Consider the following 16,805-nt stretch of genomic DNA (forward strand, 5'->3'; position numbering starts at 1 on the left):
CCTGTCGTTATACTCGGTTCCATTGTTTCCGTAAGTTCCCCATCAAACGGTCCATCAAGTGACGTGGTTTTGGAGGCGTTCCCGTAAGCGTTGTCAAAATTCGTTCGAGCCGCCAGCTAATATCACTTTTTCGATTGTATTGATAAAACGGGACTTGTGCGATGACTGCCTTTCTTACTGAAGGGTCATCCGGTAAAAATCCGAGGAATCGAATCGTCTTGTTTAAAAACTGCTTGCATGCGACTTCCATCCGTTCGAAACATTGCAGTGCTTCCTCTCCAGACTGAGCTCGGTTCACAATGACGCCGAGTGGTAAGTCGGGATATTGATGATGCACTAGTTTTGTATATGCGTACCCGTCCATGAGCGAAGTCGGTTCCGGTGTTAAAATTAAAAACATTTCGTCACACCCCGCAATAAATTGCAGGGAGGTGTCCGTCGCCCCGGCGCCCATATCGAAAAGGACGTAATCATATGCGGTCAGTACTTCGAGTTCTCGCATGAGAAATTGCATGTCATCATCTGAGAGATGGACGAGTTGGTCTTGTCCACTCCCTCCATGTAATATATCGACACCATGCACATTTTTCTGAACAGCTGAAGCCAATGGAATACGAGCTTTTACAGACTCAATCATCGTTCTCGACTTCATTGCGTTCATCAAGATATGGACGTTGGCCATGCCGATATCAAAGTCGACGATCAACACCCGTTTCCCGAGTTCCGAAAGGGCGATGGCCGTGTTGACGCAAACGTTCGTCTTTCCAACGCCGCCTTTTCCGCTTGCAAAAGCGATGGTCGTCGGATGGACATCATTGATTGCTCTTAAACGCCTTGCTTGGTCCATCTGGCCCACCCTTCTTTCTCGAACAGTCGTTTCGTCAATGCTTCCGCATCTCCTCGAATCAAATCATCTGGCACCTCTTGACCGTCTGTCATCCATGCGACAGGCAAGCTGCTCTTTTTCACCATTCGATACATCGCGTGAATGTCACTCGTCTCATCCGCTTTGGTGAAGATGAGCGAACTGAGGGGGAGGGATTCGAACTGGGAATAAATCATATCCATATCTTTCATTTTGGAAGTCAAACTCAATACAAGCGATAGACTCGTTTCGGTGAAGTCATGATGTTCGTGAAATTGTTCCACGTAGGCTGGGTCTCGGAAGTTTCGACCTGCCGTATCGATCAATACAATATCTTTTCGCGCAAATAATTGCTTGGCCCGTTTGAAGTCGTGAAAATCATATGCGACCTCTACCGGGATACTCATGATTTCGGCGTACGTCTTCAACTGTTCGATAGCCGCGATTCGATACGTATCTGTCGTAATCAGCCCGACCGTTTTTCCTTCTGTCAATTTGAAATGTGCAGCTAGCTTGGCAAGCGTCGTCGTTTTCCCGACACCCGTCGGTCCAACGAGCATGACATATCGTTTCGCTTCAGGCGGGTCGATAAAGGATGACTTGACTTGCTCATACACGAATCGTTCGGCTACTTCCACAGATTTCGTCGTATAGTAAAGCTCATTTAACGTCTCTTCCCATGACTCTTCTGCGAACGACTCCGTCGAAAGTAACGCATCGATGTGCTGTAGTGACGAGTGGAGCCTTGGTGCTGTCCCTCCTACCATACGAGGTGTTGACGGTACTTGAGGTGATGGTGTTGGTGCAGGTGCTGTTGTCGGCTCTTGTCGAACCGATTCTGTTCGCCTTGGCTTCGTGACCGCCTTCTCTTTTTCGAGTGCGGCGATGACTTCCACTTGTTTCGAAGCGAATAAACCAAACCATCCGGTTTTCACTTGCCGCGAATTGAGGATGACCGCTTCATCACCTAGCTCTTGCTTCACTTTCGTCATCGCCTCAGCCATCGTTTTCGCTGTAAATTTTTTAATTTGCATTTAAATCACCCCAATACTTTTCACTTCGACGGAACTGAGTAACTCGTTATAGGCCAAAACAGGCACATCTGGATAGTATCGTTCAAGCAATTGTCGGACGAACAATCGAATCGTTGGTGAACATAAAATCACCGCTGACGCACCGTAGCGTTCAAACATTGACAATTGTTCTCCTGTACGCTCGATGATCTCACGTGCTTGCTCCGGATCGAGCGCCAAATAGTTCCCAAACTCGGTCTTCTGTACGGCATCTTGAACGGTCTGTTCCGTCTGACCACCTAACGTAACCACATACAATGGACCTTCTGGTGGCTTGACTTGATCGGTCAGCTGACGTGACAATCCTTGGCGACAATATTCCCCGAGGATTTCTGCATCTTTCGTTACCTTTCCGTAGTCTGCCATTGTCTCGAACAAGAGAGGCAAGTTTCGAATCGATACGTTCTCTTGTAATAAGTGACGTAGCACTTTTTGAATCTCACCGATTGAAAGGACTGAAGGCGTGACATCTTCTACAAGAACCGGATGAGTTTCCTTCAAGTGCTCGACAAGTTGTTTCGTTTCTTCACGACCGAGTAAATCAGCGGCATGTTTTTTCAGCGTTTCGGTCAAATGTGTCGCGACAACGGATGGTGGGTCTACGACAGTGTACCCACTCATTTCAGCTCGCGTCCGTGTCTCCTCATCAATCCAAAGGGCAGGGAGCCCGAATGCCGGTTCCGTCGTTTCAATCCCATATACTTCTGGGTCTTCAATCCCTGGGCTCATCGCCAAATAGTGGTCGAGTAACAACTCTCCTTCTGCGACGACGTTTCCTTTCACTTTGATGCGATACGCGTTCGGCGAGAGTTGTAGGTGGTCGCGAATGCGAACCGTCGGCAAGATGAAGCCGAGTTCGAGTGCAAGCTGACGACGAATCATGACGACACGATCTAACAAGTCACCGCCTTGTGACTCATCCGCAAGGGGGATCAAGCCGTATCCGAACTCGAATTCAATCGAATCGATTTGTAAGAGCGAGACGACAGATTCTGTCGGAGCCGTCGAAGGTTCTTCTTCCATGATCGGTTCCTCCGTCGCCTGCCGGATGTTTCGTCGCATCGTATACGCTCCGAAGAACGCCGTACCTGCGATGATCATCGTCACCGGAATAAGTGGAGGTGACACGAAACCGAGCAAAAAGACGACGCCTCCTGCGATATAGAGAAGCGATGGGTTTTGACCGAGCTGGTCGATGACATCCTCCCCTAAATTGCCGTCTGAGACGGCACGGGTCACGATGATCCCGGTCGCCGTCGAAATCAAGAGTGCCGGGATTTGACTGACGAGTCCGTCCCCGATCGTCATGAGCGAGAATGTTTTAAACGCCTCCCCGACCGGTAATCCCATTTGAACGACACCGATAATGATTCCGAAGATCAAGTTAATCGTCACAATGATGATTCCGGCGATGGCGTCCCCTTTGACGAACTTGGATGCCCCATCCATCGAACCGTAGAAGTCGGCCTCGCTTTGAATTTTACGGCGACGCATCTGCGCTTCCTTGTCATCAATTAATCCGGAGTTCAAGTCAGCATCGATGGCCATCTGTTTCCCTGGCATCGCATCGAGTGTGAAGCGGGCAGATACCTCAGATACACGCTCGGCACCTTTCGTGATGACGACGAACTGAATGATGACGAGGATTAGGAAGACAACGAATCCGACAAGGACATTTCCTCCGATGACGAAGTCACCAAACGTTGCAATGACTTCCCCTCCATACCCGTTCGAGAGGATTGAACGGGTCGTCGATACGTTCAAACCAAGACGAAACAACGTCACAATCAATAAGAGAGAAGGGAATACGGAGAAGTCAAGCGCTTCTCTGGCGTTCATCGCCACAAGTAAGATCATGAGGGCGATTAAAATATTTACGATGATTAAAAAGTCTAATAAAAAGCCCGGTAACGGGATGATCAGCATGATGACAATCATCAAGACACCAATCAAAACTGCAAAGTCTTTCGCTTTTACTGCCAACACATACTCCTCCTCAAGACGGTTGCTTCATTTGATAGACGAACGCGAGCACTTCCGCGATTGCTTGATAGAATGATTCGTCCACCACTTCTCCAATATCGATTTGTGCGTAAAGCGCACGTGCGAGCGGCTTGTTCTCGACAATCGCCACATCGTGCTCTTTTGCGACATCTCGAATATGAAAGGCGACTCGGTCGACCCCTTTTGCGACAACGAGCGGCGCAAAATCTTTCGTGTCATCGTAGCGGATGACGACCGCGTAATGGGTCGGGTTTGTGATGACGACGTCGGCATTCGGAATTTCTTGCATCATCCGTCGCATCGCCATTTCTCGTTGTTGCTGCTTAATCTTGGATTTGATGAGTGGGTCACCTTCCGAGTTTTTATACTCGTCTTTAATGTCTTGCTTTGACATTCGAATCGATTTTTCGAAATCAAATCGTTGATAAAAAAAGTCAAGCAATGCGAGTGCGAGCAAGGCGACACTTACCCAGAGCCCAAGCTCAATCGTGATACCCGCAAGCGCGACGATGGATTCTCGAATCTGCTCGACGGCCATACGGGACAATTCTTTTTGGTTTTGCCAAAGGACAGCGACAGCGGTTGTCAGGATAATCAAAAATTTGAATAAGGACTTTAAAAATTCGACGACCGCTTTCATGCTGACAATCCGTTTCACCCCTTTAATCGGGTCGATCCGTTCGAGCTTTGGCTGGATTGCTTCCAAAGAAAAGAGCGTTCCAACTTGTAAATAGTTGATGAGAATCCCGAACACGACAGCGACGATGAAGAATGGAGCCAAAATCAATCCGACTCGAAGCATCAAGTCGATGACCATACCCGACATGCCCTCAGATACATTGAAGAGTAGATATTGCGGGCTAAGTAAATCTCCGATGAGTGATAGCAGCTGTTGCCCAATCATCGGTCCGAAGAAAGATAGCATGAGAAACATGGCAAAGAGTGCAAATGCCCCCGTCAAATCCGCTGATTTGGCGACTTGCCCTTTCTTTCGTGAATCCTCTCGTTTACGCGGTGTCGCTTTTTCTGTTTTTTCACCTGCAAAAAACTGCAAGTTGACCGATAAAGGATATAGAGGCTTCTTCATGAGGCATCTCCTAGTATGAGCATAAAGTCGTGCATCACATCTTGTAATAGCGGAATGAACTGACTAATACCCGTCAATGTCAATCCCATTAACAACACCATGACGGCAAATCCGGCAATGAGTTTAAACGAAAAGCCGATGGCAAAGATATTGAACTGCGGCGCCGATTTTGCTAAAAAACCAAGTGCCAAATCGACCAGCAGTAATGATGCCATCATCGGCAAAGCCAATTGTAAGGCGACCATCATCGTCATCGTAACGACTTTCACTGCCATCATGAGTGAAGCTTCCGTGAAGTTAATCATCGGTTGACCAGGTGGATAGATTTGAAAACTGTAATATATACCGTCAATCAGGAGTAAATGTAAATTACTCGTCAATAAAATGAACAGCGTAAAAATATAATAAAATCGTCCAATTAGTGGCGACTGTCCGCCAAACATCGGATCATATGCGGAAGCCATCGCCAAACCGAGTTGAAGATCGATGACTCCACCGGCAATCTGCGGAGCAAAAAAGAGAATATTAATCAATAGACCGAGTAACAGTCCAATCATGACTTCATAGACAACTTGCAGGACGAACGCATTCGTCATCACGATTGGCTCAGTCAATGTGAACATTGCGTAATACGCTAAAAACGCGCTGAATCCGACGCGATGCATAACCGGCAACTGCCTCGTCGAGAACAGAGGGACACTGACAAAAAAGCCAGAAAGTCGCGCAAACGTAAGACCGTACATACTGATGAAGTCGACCGCATTCATTTCGACGCAACCTCGACCATCAGCTCAAAAATCAGTCGCGTAAATCCTTCAATTTGTTGAAGCATCCATGGTCCGAAGATGACGAGACCGATGAAGACCGAAATGATTTTTGGAACGAACGAAAGCGTCTGTTCTTGAATTTGAGTCGTGGCCTGTAAAATCGAGATCACGAGACCGACAATCAGTGAAATGAGTAGCAATGGCATTGAAATTTTTAATAATGTCCACACACTCTCTGTTGCCAAGTAAATGACCATTTCTTGTGTCATGTCCGTTCCCCCTACATACTTCTAAGCAATGATTCCACAATTAAGTGCCAGCCATCGACCAATACAAATAACAATAATTTAAACGGCAATGCGATCATGACCGGTGGTAACATCATCATCCCCATCGACATGAGGACACTCGCGACGACCATATCGATAATTAAAAATGGCAAGAAAATCATGAATCCGATTTGAAAGGCTGTCTTCAATTCACTAATCGCATAAGCCGGGACAAGCGCGAGAAGTGGTACATCATCAAGTGATTCAGGTTGCTCATAGTTCCCATACTTCAAAAAGAGTTGCAAATCTTCCTGTCTTGTATATTTCGACATGAATTCTTTCATCGTCCCGCTCGCTTCATCAAACGCCTCATCTTGTGAGATTTTGTCATCGAGATAAGGTTTCAACGCGTTCTCATTCAAATCAGAAAGAACGGGAGACATGACGAACAATGTAATGAACAAGGCCAATCCGACAATCAACTGGTTTGGCGGTGTTTGCTGTGTACCGAGCGCCGGTCGAATGAAAGATAGGACGACGACGACACGTGTGAAGCACGTCATCAAAATTAAAAAAGATGGTGCAAGTGTCAATAACGTCAGTAAAATCAAGAGTTTGATCGAGGTAGATGTACTGTCTGGTGTCTCTAAATTGATTAATTGCTCAAACGTTGTCATGACTTCTTCCTCACTTCTTCTAGTTGAGCAAGTTGTTTCTTAAAGGTATCCAAAAATGCATTCGAATTCGCCGTTCGGAGTGACAAAGGTTCCGACTGCTCCTCGTCCATCGTTTCCGCATCGAGTCGATCAATCAATTGAATCGATTCTCCGACGCCGAGGACATAGACTTGATCTCCAAGTTTCACGAGTTGGACGGAACGGTCTTTTCCGAGTGGGACGCCTCCGAGATGTTTCATATGCTGAGTCGCTTTCACACCTTGTGTTTTGGAACCGAGCCAACGCATCAAGACGATGAAACCGCCGACCACGACTACGAGACTCAACACGACTTTCACGCCATTCCCAATCGTTGACGCTGTCGTTGGAACGTTACTTTCCAATTCTTCTGTCTGTTTTTGCTCGAATTGTTGGTCTACGGTGGCGGCCTCAACCGTGGTCGGAATATAAAGACCGACCACGAGAAGAATAATCAACCACCATTTCTTCATTGTGCGACCGTTTTAGAAACCGCTTCGATGACGCGCTCTGCGTTGAACGGTTTGACGATGAAGTCTTTCGCACCTGCTTGAATCGCATCGATGACCATCGCTTGTTGTCCCATCGCTGAACACATGATAACTTTTGCGTTCGAGTCGAAACTACGAATCTCTTTCAATGCTGCAAGTCCGTCCATCTCTGGCATCGTGATATCAAGTGTGACGAGGTCCGGTGTGAGCTCACGATATTTTACGACCGCGTCAGCTCCGTTTTCCGCCTCACCTACTACGTCATATCCGTTCTTTGTCAAAATATCCTTGATCATCATACGCATGAAAGCTGCGTCGTCTACTACTAATACTTTTGCACTCATTCTAATTTCCTCCTTAAACGATTCCGATCCGCTCATGCGGTTGAATAATTTCTGTTACACGTACCCCAAAGTTTTCTTCAATGACGACTACTTCTCCTCTAGCAATCCGTTGTTGGTTGACGTAAATATCAACCGGTTCGCCTGCTAGCTTGTCGAGTTCGATGATGGAGCCCTGTGATAACTCAAGTACTTCCCGAACGGATTTTTTCGTTCTTCCTAACTCTACTGTCACGTTTAACGGGACATCGTATAACAACCCAAGATTCGCCGGGACCGCTTCTTGCGATGCCGGTGATTGGAGCGGCATGAATTCTGCTTGGCTTACTGCGACCTCTGGCATCGATTTTTGCTTTTCCGGTTGTGGTTGCGGTTGTGCCTGTGGTTGTGCCTGTGGTTGCGCCTGTGGTTGAGGTTTCGGTGCCTCGGCTTTCGGTTGTTCTTTTACAGGCTCTACTGCCGTTTGTGCCTCACCGGTCGCTTTCATCAATTCGTCGACCAACTGTTTTCCAAATTGAATTGGTGCAATTTGAACAATTGTCGAGTCAATCAATGTACCGACTTTGAGATTGAACTCAATGAGCACCATCGTCTCCCAAAGTTCGAGGCGGTCGATAATGGTTTGATTTTTCGTCGCATCAAACACCTCGACAAGTGGTGGAGAAATGTCAATCTTCTTCGAGAACACCGTCGATAAAGATGTCGCGGCAGCACCCATCATCTGGTTCATCGCTTCTTGAACGGCCGATAAGCGAATCTCATCAAGGCTTTCAGGATCGACGTTCTCTCCCGTTCCACCTAACATGAGATCAGAGATGATGGCCGCATCTTCGCGAGTCAAGACGAGGACGTTTTCCCCCTTTATCCCTTCCGTGTACCCGACACGTAATGCCACATGAGGCGTCGGATAACGTTCACGCAACTCTTCGATTCTCACTTCACTGACAACCGGTGTCGTAATTTCTACTTTTTGTTGTAGCAACGTCGACAATGCCGTTGCTGAATTCCCAAACGAAATGTTTCCGATTTCCCCAAGAGCATCGCTTTCCATCGAATCTAAGTGCTCTTCTTTTTCCGCCTTTGGCGTCGGCGTACTGTCGCTTGTCCCACGCAGTAACGCGTCAATTTCATCTTGTGACAGCATTTCACTCATTGCTCTTCCTCCTTCACACGGTGAAGCACCTGAACCGCCATCCGCTTCCCGCTCACACCGACTTGCCCTTTAAATACTTTATTCTCCCCTACCATGATGGATAGAGGTTCTTTTGCTACTTGATCGAGTGCCAAACAGTCCCCAACTTCAAGGTGCAACAGATCACCAAACGTGATTGTCGTTTCTCCTAGTAACGAGACGACCTCGACCGTCGAGTTCATCAACTGGGCTTTGAGTGGTTCTTTGCTCGACTCACTCGCATTACGACGATTCGCCTCCTGCATCCAGTAATGACTCGACAACTTCGACAAGACCGGTTCGATTGTCACGAATGGAAGACAAACGTTGATCGTTCCGCTCACTTCGCCGATCGTCACCCCGATCGAGATAAGGACGACCGTCTCGTTTGGTGAAACGAGTTGGAGAAACTGCGGATTCACTTCCACTGCAGACATTTCCGCCTTAATTTCCGCAATCGATTCCCACGCGTCCCCATACGTTGAGAAGGCACGCTTATACAATTGCGTCAAAATGCGCATCTCGATTTCGGTGAACGATTCAATTTTGTCCATCTCGACACCTGGTCCGCCGAGTAGGCGATCGAGCATCGCATAAGAAATGTTCGGATTGACCTCGATGATGAATCGTCCGTTTAACGGTGGCGCTTCAATCAAGTTGATCATCGTCATACTCGGAATAGAATGAATAAATTCATCGTACGGTAATTGTTCGACCGAGTTGACGGAAAACTGAACATATGTGCGAAGTTGGGCCGAGAAGAACGTCGTTAACATGCGAGTGAAGTGCTCGTGAATTCGAGTCAAACTGCGAATCTGATCTTTTGAAAATCGGACGGCTCGCTTGAAGTCGTATTGCCGAACTTTCTTTTCTTCCTCTTGTGCAAGAAAGGAATCCGCTTCGACATCCCCACTGCTTAGTGCAGATAGTAAGGCATCAATTTCTTGTTGAGACAGTACTTCTCCCATGATGCCACCTCACTGAATAATTTTCTTCGTCATATAGACGCGTTGGACTTCACCTTCTTCAAGCAGTCCATTAAGTTGTTCTCGTAGTGTCTGTTCAAACTTTTGCATATCTTCTTTTGTTGCCAACTGTGTTTTTGTCATTCCAGCCAAATCCCCGAGAATGACGTTGTGTACTTGGAATTTACGTAACTCTAGATTCTCCTTTGTTTCCAAAGAATCTGTGACAATCGTGAATTGAACGTTGATGAAACGCTCATCTTGAATGTTCGTCGTCATGTCATCGGTCGTAAAGCTTCGTTCCGCCAATTCTTCGGCAGTGACCGGCTTCGTTTTAGCGGTGACGTTATCTCCGAACACGTATTTATATGTCATGAAACCGGCTCCACCCATGACGAGTAGGACAACTAGTAAGATGATGACAACCTTCAGTCCGCCACCCTTTTTCTTCTCTTCTTCACTCATCTTCTTCACCTCTTGTGAACATCGTTCCGACTAAACCGATTGAGCGGTAAAAGGCTTCAGTTCGTTCAATGATTTGATCTTTCGTTTCTTTCACGAGATACGTTTTACCATTAAATAATTGGATAATCGTGTCCGGCTCTGCTTTCACCGTTTCGATGAGCAAAGCGTTGAGCACGAATTCCTCACCCCGAAATGCTGTGACGCGAATCATCAGCGTTTCAAGTTGACGAGTTCTTGAAGAATCTCGTCTGACGTTGTAATAATTCGTGTGTTCGCCTGGAAACCACGTTGTGCCACAATCATTTCCGTAAACTCTTCAGAAAGGTCGACGTTCGACATTTCAAGAGCACCTGAAACGAGGTTACCTCGTCCTAAATCACCGGCTGCCCCGATGAGTGGGTCGCCTGAGTTTTGAGATTGTAAGAAGTTGTTGGCACCGACTTTCGATAAACCAGCATTGTTGCTGAAGTTTGCCGTCACAATATAGCCTGCTGTCTGAAGTGCACCGGCTGCGTCGACATAACTGACTTGGCCATCTTTTCCAATCGACAGTGAACGCGCGTCTGTCGGAATTGAGATTTTACCGTAAGCAGGGGAGTTCTCCACTACGTTCGGAATGTCTCCAGTCAAGTTCGGGGCTGGAAGGTTATCTGTAGGTTTTTCACCTGTTCCTAATAAGTACGTTCCTTCACCTGTTACCAAGTCACCGTTATTGTCCGTATAAAAGTTACCAGCACGCGTGTACTGCGCTTGTCCGTTGACGATTGTGACGAAGAAGCCTTCACCCGATATACCGACGTCTAACGCACGTCCCGTATTTTGCATCGCTCCTTGGTTGTAAACGTTATCGACCGTTGCCATCGTGCCACCAAGACCGACCTCTTTCGGGTTAATCCCTCCGGCCGTCGCTCCGTTCCCGCCTGAAGCACTACCGACTTGTTGACTGACGAGGTCTTTAAACGTGACACGACCCTTTTTGTAACCGAACGTGTTGACGTTTGCGATGTTGTTCCCGACGACGTCTAGCTTAGATTGAAAGTTCTTCAGACCACTGATCCCTGAGTACATTGCTCTTAACATAATAAATTCCCCCTATGCTTATTTGATGGAAGTGATATCGTACACGCTGACCGATGTGCCGTCTTCAAGGTCGGCCATATATCCAGTTAAATCAGATCGTGAAATCGAGACGACACGGCCTGAGCCTTTTGTCGTTTCTTCACCCGATTCCGAACTGTAGTCAATCGTTTTACCGATCATGCTACTGAATTCAGAAATCGAGGCCATATGACGGTCAACCAATACCGAATCGAGTTGTTTCGAAATCGTTTGCATTTGTTCTAGTGAAGAAAATTGCGCCATCTGAGCGATGAACTCACGGTCTTCCATCGGTGACATCGGGTCCTGGTTCGCGATTTGAGCAAGCAGCAACTTCATAAACATGTCCTTGTCATATTGATTCGTCGCTTTCGGAAGCGACTGGTCTGGCAAAGTAAAATCATTCGTCTTCGGCTGGATGCTCGTCATCCTCAGATCCTCCTTTTGGTTGTTCCTGCGGTTGCTCCTGTTCCGGTTGCTCGGAACCGTCTGGCATCGTCGACTTTGCATCGAGTGCTTGTTGTGTCAAGTTGACCTCGACGCGAACGTTTTGGGAATGAGGCGTTAACGTTTGTTGCAACTGCTGAACTTGTGACTGAAGCAATTGTTTCGCTTCTTGATTACTTGCGAACAATTTGACTACAAGTTCCCCGTTATGTCGTTCAAGCTTGACGACGAGCTCCCCTAGCTGTTCTGGATATAGACGTACCGTAAACACTTTCGAACCGTCCGCTCCGCTCGAAAACGGTGCTTTTTGAAGTGCGGACTCAATTCTTGCCTGTAAGTTTTCAGGCAATGATCCTTTTGAGGCGTACATGACGGTTTCTACATCAATTTGTGGTCGTGACCAGTTCATGCCTTTCGGTAACCAATCTACGCTACTTGATTGAGGGAGCGTTTTCGCCACTTTCACGGTTTCAACTTGTGGTAGAACGGGAACTTCCTTCATATTGCCGGCGGGTCCATTAAACTGTGTGATCACCCGTTGAATCGTTTGGATCTGCTTTCCAAGTTCTTGATTCGGGACAGCCTGTGTCAACCCTGTTTTTGAAGACAAATCCGTCTTTTGGACGATGTCACTACTTGTTGCAACCGCCTGAGCAACGATTGGGAGAGCTGAATCAATATTTCCAGATGACGTAGACAGTTGTCCGAGTACACCTACATATGCATCCATAAACGTCCGATATGCATCTTGCGGAAGTGATTTGAGCCATTTCAAAGTTTCAGGTTTTTGAAACCATGTCTCAAGTTCCTGCGCCACTTTTTCGAGGTCGACGAGTTCTTCAGATAATGCGCCTTCTTCAAGTTGAGGAAGCCCTGTTTGTTCCCCGGAGCCTTGCATTGGGGCAAGCATGGCGGATAAGAGGCTTAAAAAACCGCCTGCCCCCTGTGATTCGCCTTCCGTTACTCCCGTACGAGTCGTTGAACCTTGAATGGCTTGAGTTAGTAACGCAATATTCAATGTGGGTCCTCCCTTCTCATGTTCATTGGAGAAGCTGCGTCACAACCGCAGCTTGTTGCGCATTCATCCGACCTAAAATATCAGCTTGTTGCTTCGGTGATAGTTCTTTCAACAGTTCGGCCACTTGCGGACTCTCTAGTTCTCCCATGATGGCCGCCGCCTGTTTGGCAGACATCTCTTCATACACACTGGAAATGTCAGATGAATTTTCCTCTTCCGTTGTGGCCGCTGCAAGTTCGGAGACGAGACGGTCACGTTCTCGAATTAAATCGGTGATCTCTTCTTGTCTCGCTTTCACTTCATTCGTCAGTTCCACATTTTCATTTCGCAGTTTTTCAATCTCACTATTTGCGGCTTTCAACCGGTTCGTGGCGTCACTGTCGATGCCCGTCACGTTCACTTTCGCCTCAGACGACTCAGGCGTTTCTGATGAGCTTTCTTCCTCGCTAACTGGTAGGAACGGTACAGATAGAAGTGGACGATCCATCGCATAGTTCATGACGACCATTCCGCCGACTAAAATGAAGATTGCCGGGATGAGGACTAACGCCACAATCATTTGTTTGCCTCGTTTATTGTTCTCTTTTGCCATGCTACTTCCCTTTCCCATGATGAATCACAGCGAGTTCGTCCATCATTAATTGCTCTGTGAGTTTTGCCGCTGTCATCTCTTGTAAACTAACCTTTTCATGTAGCGTCACATATTTCTTTTCTTCCACTACTTTCCCAAGCAGTCTTTCTTGCGAGGCGTGATAACGATTGCGGGCTTGTTGAACGACGAGCTGTTGCGTTTCGATTTGACGCTTCACTTGCTCACGCGTTTTTTCTCGGTACTGAGACATGAGTAAATCAATATGTCCTTGCTGTTCATCTTGATGCTTAATCAATGACTCGTACATGAGGAGAAGGTCATATAACGCTTCCATTTCCGTTTCGAGTTTCGCCTTGAAGCCTCTAACTTCTGAAGCTGCATCTTCCTTCTCATGTTCAGCAATTGGCATGATTCGTTCTAGAATAAGTCTGTTCATGATTCACCTCGCGCGATATGTGACAAATGAGTCATCGTTTGTTGGAATGCGGCGTCTTCTTCAATCGATTGCTTTAAAAATGTCAATAGGTATGGATACTTCTCGATTGCGGTGTCAATCGCTGGATTCGATCCTTTTTTATATGCGCCGATGTTAATCAAATCCTCGGCATCAATATACGTTGCCAGCCAACTTCGAAACGTTTGTGCCGCTTCACGATGTGATGGCGAGGCAATCTGGTTCATGACCCGACTGATTGACTTCAACACATGAATGGCAGGAAACTGTCCACGGTTTGCAAGCGCGCGGTCCATGACAAAGTGTCCATCTAATATTCCACGCACCGCATCGGCAATCGGCTCGTTCATATCATCACCATCGACGAGGACCGTATAAAATGCTGTGATCGACCCAGTCGCTGCCGTCCCGCTTCGCTCTAACAATTGCGGGAGCATCGCAAAAACAGACGGTGTATATCCTTTCGATGTCGGTGGTTCTCCCGTCGCGAGACCGATCTCTCGTTGGGCCATTGCAAAACGCGTCACCGAGTCCATCATAAGCACGACTTCTTTGCCTTGGTCACGAAAGTATTCGGCGATTGCGGTTGCGGTATAGGCTCCTTTCAATCGGACGAGCGGGGGTTGGTCGCTCGTCGCCACAATGACGACAGATCGGGCCATTCCTTCTGGACCGAGCTCTTTTTCAATGAACTCCTTTACTTCCCGACCACGTTCCCCAATCAAAGCAATTACATTAATATCTGCTGAAGAGCGTTTGGCAATCATGCCGAGTAACGTGGATTTCCCCACCCCAGAACCGGCAAACAAACCGACACGTTGCCCTTTTCCTACAGTCAGGAGACCATCGATCATACGAACACCCGTCGACAACGTATCTAAAATCCGAGGACGATTCAACGGGTTTGGCGGTTTGCGTTGGACATCATACCGCTTACCTGTTGCAAGTCTCTCACCTGACAAAGGCCGTCCTAGACCGTCGAGCACTTGTCCAATCAGTTCCTCACCGACCGGGACTTGGAGCATCTTCCCGGTCCCTTTCACTAAACAACCCGGTGCAATCTGTGTCGTTTCACCGTATGGCATGAGAAGGACGCGCTCTTCATTAAAGCCCACCACTTCCGCTTCGACCGACTCATTTGAAGGGAGCATGATGAAACATCGCTCCCCAACAAACGCACTCGGTCCATTTGACTCGATCATCAACCCTACGACCCGACAAACTCGCCCGATTTTGCGAGTGAACTCGCCATCTGTAGACTGTTTGATCGTATCGATGACCTGCTCAATAAGCGCCATCCGCTAAAACCTCCTCGATTTTGACTTGAATTCGTTCAAAACTGTAGGATAAATCTATTTCACTTCCTCGATGTGGGGACTCAATGCGTACGGACGTTTCATCTAAAGAGCTGTCTCCCCGATACTTCAAAGGAGGTGTCTCTTCATCACGCCACAACGATTCAAATCGCTGAATCGAAGCAAGACGTGTGGGATGAACGAAGATCGTTAACGCTTCCACATCAATGAGTTGCGCCATCTGTTCTTGAATCATCGCCGCGAACAGCGCCTCATCTTTTCGAACAAGGTCCGTCGTCACTTGCGCACTTATTGCAATCGCAAGGTCAATGAGTTGTATTTCCGCCTGTTTCCATTTTTCTTGGAACAGTTGTTCGAGTTCAGTGGAGACCGAGTTCAGGCGTGTCGTGACGTCTTCAAACTCGGCATATCCATCTTGTCTTCCTTGGAGTAGACCCGCTTCATAACCTTCTAATCGAGCCTGTTCATACGCTTCTTGTTTGAATCGTTCGAGTTGCTCGATTTCTGTCTGTTGAAACTGTTGGAACGCTTCTTCATCCTGTCTTAATTTCTCATAACGCGACTCGATGACTTGATGATGGTCGATGCCATCAGTCGGGTCAGGAATGGATGTTTCCAATCGTTTTGATTCGATTCGCTGAGGAATATGCGATGTCGCGCGTTGACGTTTGATCACATTAGACAACGATGTCATCTCCTCCACCTCGACTGATCACGATCTCACCGACGTCTTCTAGGCGACGAATGATTCCGACGATTCGGCTCTGTGCTTCTTCGACGTCACGCAATCGAACAGGTCCCATAAATTCCATATCTTCTTTGAACGTTTCGACCATCCGTTGAGACATATTCTTGAATATGATTTGTTTCACTTCTTCTGACGACACTTTGAGTGCTAGCAACAAGTCGTCGTTCGCCACTTCGCGAATGATTCGTTGAATCGCACGTGAATCGAGTGTGACGATGTCCTCGAAGACAAACATACGCTTCTTGATTTCTTCTGCGAGTTCAGGATCTTCAATCTCGAGAGCGTCAAGAATGGTACGTTCTGTCGTACGATCGACCCCATTCAACACTTCGACGACCGCCTCGATTCCACCCGACTGGGCATAATCTTGCATATCCGTCTGCGAGAGGTTCTTTTCAAGGATTTGTTCGACTTCATGAATGACATCCGGATTGAGTCGGTCCATCGTCGCAATCCGTTTCGCAACTTCTGATTGAATCTCAGGAGGAAGTTCCGATAAGATTTGACCAGATTTGACCGGCTCCAAGTGAGCTAAAATTAGAGCAATCGTCTGTGGATGTTCGTTTTGAATAAAGTTCAGCAACTGTTTCGGGTCAGCTTTTCGAGCAAACTCGAACGGCCGAACTTGTAAAGTCGACGTCAACCGATGAATCAATGCCATCGCCTTATCTTCACCGACCGCTTTTTCAAGAACTGTTTTGGCAAAACCAATCCCACCCTGGGTAATGTAGCTCTGAGCCATCGCAAGTTCGTGGAACTCACCGAGAATGCTCTCTTTTTCTTCTGGAGACACCTTTTTAAGTGCTGAGATTTGAAGCGTCAACTGCTCCATCTCTTCTTCCGAAAGATGTTTATAAACATTCGCTGCCACTTCTGGACCTAATGAGATCATGAGCATTGCTGCTTTTTCTCGATTCGATTGTTTGGCATAGTTCACGT

Annotated in this window: 21 protein-coding genes; all 21 read right to left on the reverse strand. The window is 47.3% G+C overall.

The window, feature by feature from the left end; genetic code table 11:
* Positions 1–7 precede the first annotated feature (7 nt).
* The 21 genes from KNO99_RS04015 to fliG are packed head-to-tail and all read right to left on the reverse strand — an operon-like array spanning position 8 to position 16,803.
* Complete coding sequence (locus tag KNO99_RS04015) at positions 8–847, reverse strand: MinD/ParA family protein (RefSeq protein WP_214745442.1); 840 nt, start codon at positions 845–847, stop codon at positions 8–10.
* Positions 826–1,899: a flagellar biosynthesis protein FlhF gene (locus tag KNO99_RS04020; protein ID WP_214745443.1), complete on the reverse strand. Its 1,074-nt coding sequence runs from the start codon at positions 1,897–1,899 to the stop codon at positions 826–828. The genes KNO99_RS04015 and KNO99_RS04020 overlap by 22 nt, the downstream gene beginning before the upstream one ends.
* Positions 1,900–3,921: a flagellar biosynthesis protein FlhA gene (flhA, locus tag KNO99_RS04025; protein ID WP_256441161.1), complete on the reverse strand. Its 2,022-nt coding sequence runs from the start codon at positions 3,919–3,921 to the stop codon at positions 1,900–1,902.
* Between the two features lie 13 nt (positions 3,922–3,934).
* The gene (flhB, locus tag KNO99_RS04030) at positions 3,935–5,029 is read right to left on the reverse strand and encodes a flagellar biosynthesis protein FlhB (protein ID WP_214745445.1); all 1,095 of its coding nucleotides are present in this window, start codon (positions 5,027–5,029) and stop codon (positions 3,935–3,937) included.
* Positions 5,026–5,796 (reverse strand): flagellar biosynthetic protein FliR, encoded by a 771-nt coding sequence (gene fliR / locus KNO99_RS04035; RefSeq protein WP_214745446.1) that lies wholly within the window; start codon positions 5,794–5,796, stop codon positions 5,026–5,028. Before fliR ends, flhB begins: the two co-directional genes overlap by 4 nt.
* Entirely contained in the window at positions 5,793–6,065 is a 273-nt protein-coding gene (gene fliQ, locus KNO99_RS04040) for a flagellar biosynthesis protein FliQ (RefSeq protein WP_015881403.1), read from the reverse strand. The genes fliR and fliQ overlap by 4 nt, the downstream gene beginning before the upstream one ends.
* Positions 6,066–6,076: 11 nt before the next feature.
* Entirely contained in the window at positions 6,077–6,742 is a 666-nt protein-coding gene (gene fliP / locus KNO99_RS04045) for a flagellar type III secretion system pore protein FliP (RefSeq protein WP_074034688.1), read from the reverse strand.
* The gene (locus KNO99_RS04050) at positions 6,739–7,233 is read right to left on the reverse strand and encodes a flagellar biosynthetic protein FliO (RefSeq protein WP_074034689.1); all 495 of its coding nucleotides are present in this window, start codon (positions 7,231–7,233) and stop codon (positions 6,739–6,741) included. The genes fliP and KNO99_RS04050 overlap by 4 nt, the downstream gene beginning before the upstream one ends.
* On the reverse strand, positions 7,230–7,595 hold the full coding sequence (locus KNO99_RS04055; protein WP_074034690.1) for a response regulator: 366 nt from the start codon (positions 7,593–7,595) through the stop codon (positions 7,230–7,232). Before KNO99_RS04055 ends, KNO99_RS04050 begins: the two co-directional genes overlap by 4 nt.
* 13 nt (positions 7,596–7,608) lie before the next feature.
* Positions 7,609–8,745 carry a flagellar motor switch phosphatase FliY gene (gene fliY, locus KNO99_RS04060; RefSeq protein WP_214745447.1) on the reverse strand — a complete coding sequence of 379 codons (1,137 nt, stop codon included), beginning with the start codon at positions 8,743–8,745 and terminating at the stop codon, positions 7,609–7,611.
* Positions 8,742–9,731: a flagellar motor switch protein FliM gene (gene fliM / locus KNO99_RS04065; RefSeq protein ID WP_074034699.1), complete on the reverse strand. Its 990-nt coding sequence runs from the start codon at positions 9,729–9,731 to the stop codon at positions 8,742–8,744. Before fliM ends, fliY begins: the two co-directional genes overlap by 4 nt.
* A 9-nt stretch (positions 9,732–9,740) precedes the next feature.
* Positions 9,741–10,193 carry a flagellar basal body-associated FliL family protein gene (locus KNO99_RS04070; protein WP_074034701.1) on the reverse strand — a complete coding sequence of 151 codons (453 nt, stop codon included), beginning with the start codon at positions 10,191–10,193 and terminating at the stop codon, positions 9,741–9,743.
* Complete coding sequence (locus KNO99_RS04075) at positions 10,186–10,404, reverse strand: flagellar FlbD family protein (RefSeq protein WP_031421671.1); 219 nt, start codon at positions 10,402–10,404, stop codon at positions 10,186–10,188. The genes KNO99_RS04070 and KNO99_RS04075 overlap by 8 nt, the downstream gene beginning before the upstream one ends.
* Positions 10,404–11,273: a flagellar basal body rod protein FlgG gene (gene flgG, locus KNO99_RS04080; protein WP_214745448.1), complete on the reverse strand. Its 870-nt coding sequence runs from the start codon at positions 11,271–11,273 to the stop codon at positions 10,404–10,406. The genes KNO99_RS04075 and flgG overlap by 1 nt, the downstream gene beginning before the upstream one ends.
* An 18-nt stretch (positions 11,274–11,291) precedes the next feature.
* On the reverse strand, positions 11,292–11,720 hold the full coding sequence (locus KNO99_RS04085) for a flagellar hook capping FlgD N-terminal domain-containing protein (protein ID WP_214745449.1): 429 nt from the start codon (positions 11,718–11,720) through the stop codon (positions 11,292–11,294).
* A complete protein-coding gene (locus tag KNO99_RS04090) occupies positions 11,692–12,756 on the reverse strand; it encodes a flagellar hook-length control protein FliK (RefSeq protein WP_214745451.1) in 1,065 nt (354 codons plus the stop codon). The genes KNO99_RS04085 and KNO99_RS04090 overlap by 29 nt, the downstream gene beginning before the upstream one ends.
* Positions 12,757–12,778: 22 nt before the next feature.
* The gene (locus KNO99_RS04095) at positions 12,779–13,348 is read right to left on the reverse strand and encodes a MotE family protein (RefSeq protein WP_214745452.1); all 570 of its coding nucleotides are present in this window, start codon (positions 13,346–13,348) and stop codon (positions 12,779–12,781) included.
* A 1-nt stretch (position 13,349) separates the two neighbouring features.
* Positions 13,350–13,784: a flagellar FliJ family protein gene (locus KNO99_RS04100; RefSeq protein ID WP_214745454.1), complete on the reverse strand. Its 435-nt coding sequence runs from the start codon at positions 13,782–13,784 to the stop codon at positions 13,350–13,352.
* Positions 13,781–15,100 carry a flagellar protein export ATPase FliI gene (gene fliI / locus KNO99_RS04105; protein ID WP_214691818.1) on the reverse strand — a complete coding sequence of 440 codons (1,320 nt, stop codon included), beginning with the start codon at positions 15,098–15,100 and terminating at the stop codon, positions 13,781–13,783. The genes KNO99_RS04100 and fliI overlap by 4 nt, the downstream gene beginning before the upstream one ends.
* Complete coding sequence (locus KNO99_RS04110) at positions 15,087–15,812, reverse strand: FliH/SctL family protein (RefSeq protein ID WP_214745455.1); 726 nt, start codon at positions 15,810–15,812, stop codon at positions 15,087–15,089. Before KNO99_RS04110 ends, fliI begins: the two co-directional genes overlap by 14 nt.
* Positions 15,796–16,803, reverse strand: a complete 1,008-nt coding sequence (gene fliG / locus KNO99_RS04115; protein WP_031421657.1) for a flagellar motor switch protein FliG — start codon at positions 16,801–16,803, stop codon at positions 15,796–15,798. The genes KNO99_RS04110 and fliG overlap by 17 nt, the downstream gene beginning before the upstream one ends.
* Positions 16,804–16,805 lie beyond the last annotated feature (2 nt).

Source organism: Exiguobacterium sp. s189, from assembly GCF_018617615.1.
GTDB classification, from domain to species: domain Bacteria; phylum Bacillota; class Bacilli; order Exiguobacteriales; family Exiguobacteriaceae; genus Exiguobacterium; species Exiguobacterium aestuarii_A.

Excerpts from the sequence above, each read along its gene's own strand:
- KNO99_RS04075 (WP_031421671.1), bottom strand. The coding sequence starts at position 10,404 with ATGATTCGCGTCACAGCATTTCGGGGTGAGGAATTCGTGCTCAACGCT.
- KNO99_RS04055 (WP_074034690.1), bottom strand. The coding sequence starts at position 7,595 with ATGAGTGCAAAAGTATTAGTAGTAGACGACGCAGCTTTCATGCGTATG.
- KNO99_RS04070 (WP_074034701.1), bottom strand. The coding sequence starts at position 10,193 with ATGAGTGAAGAAGAGAAGAAAAAGGGTGGCGGACTGAAGGTTGTCATC.
- flgG (WP_214745448.1), bottom strand. The coding sequence starts at position 11,273 with ATGTTAAGAGCAATGTACTCAGGGATCAGTGGTCTGAAGAACTTTCAA.
- KNO99_RS04050 (WP_074034689.1), bottom strand. The coding sequence starts at position 7,233 with ATGAAGAAATGGTGGTTGATTATTCTTCTCGTGGTCGGTCTTTATATT.
- fliP (WP_074034688.1), bottom strand. The coding sequence starts at position 6,742 with ATGACAACGTTTGAGCAATTAATCAATTTAGAGACACCAGACAGTACA.
- KNO99_RS04110 (WP_214745455.1), bottom strand. The coding sequence starts at position 15,812 with ATGACATCGTTGTCTAATGTGATCAAACGTCAACGCGCGACATCGCAT.
- KNO99_RS04015 (WP_214745442.1), bottom strand. The coding sequence starts at position 847 with ATGGACCAAGCAAGGCGTTTAAGAGCAATCAATGATGTCCATCCGACG.
- KNO99_RS04095 (WP_214745452.1), bottom strand. The coding sequence starts at position 13,348 with ATGGCAAAAGAGAACAATAAACGAGGCAAACAAATGATTGTGGCGTTA.
- fliY (WP_214745447.1), bottom strand. The coding sequence starts at position 8,745 with ATGAGTGAAATGCTGTCACAAGATGAAATTGACGCGTTACTGCGTGGG.
- flhB (WP_214745445.1), bottom strand. The coding sequence starts at position 5,029 with ATGAAGAAGCCTCTATATCCTTTATCGGTCAACTTGCAGTTTTTTGCA.
- fliQ (WP_015881403.1), bottom strand. The coding sequence starts at position 6,065 with ATGACACAAGAAATGGTCATTTACTTGGCAACAGAGAGTGTGTGGACA.
- fliR (WP_214745446.1), bottom strand. The coding sequence starts at position 5,796 with ATGAATGCGGTCGACTTCATCAGTATGTACGGTCTTACGTTTGCGCGA.
- fliI (WP_214691818.1), bottom strand. The coding sequence starts at position 15,100 with ATGGCGCTTATTGAGCAGGTCATCGATACGATCAAACAGTCTACAGAT.
- fliM (WP_074034699.1), bottom strand. The coding sequence starts at position 9,731 with ATGGGAGAAGTACTGTCTCAACAAGAAATTGATGCCTTACTATCTGCA.
- KNO99_RS04100 (WP_214745454.1), bottom strand. The coding sequence starts at position 13,784 with ATGAACAGACTTATTCTAGAACGAATCATGCCAATTGCTGAACATGAG.
- KNO99_RS04085 (WP_214745449.1), bottom strand. The coding sequence starts at position 11,720 with ATGACGAGCATCCAGCCGAAGACGAATGATTTTACTTTGCCAGACCAG.
- KNO99_RS04020 (WP_214745443.1), bottom strand. The coding sequence starts at position 1,899 with ATGCAAATTAAAAAATTTACAGCGAAAACGATGGCTGAGGCGATGACG.